Genomic DNA, 250 nt, shown 5'->3' on the forward strand with positions numbered 1-250 from the left:
GGTGAGGTCGGCCCAGCGCGACTTCAGCGGCTCAAGGCCCTTGCTCGCGCGGTACTCGTTCGGCGTGGTGGCGTTCGACTCGTATTCCCGTTTGAAGATGTCGGCGATCGCCATCTCGTCTTCGCGATCGAGTCCGTCGAACTGGAATCGAACATTCACCAGACCGTGGCGCGCGCGAAGCACGTCCCGATTGATGTGCGCCTGGACGCGCAGCGCCATCGGCTTGATCGCCGAGTCCCAGTCACGGTCC

1 pseudogene is annotated in these 250 nt (G+C 64.0%); it reads right to left on the reverse strand.

Features of this window, described 5'->3' with window-relative positions:
• Positions 1–250, reverse strand: a pseudogene (locus SB751_RS33575) (phage portal protein); the annotation flags it as partial.

It is taken from the genome of Cupriavidus sp. SIMBA_020, from assembly GCF_046535395.1.
GTDB classification, from domain to species: Bacteria; Pseudomonadota; Gammaproteobacteria; order Burkholderiales; family Burkholderiaceae; genus Cupriavidus; species Cupriavidus campinensis.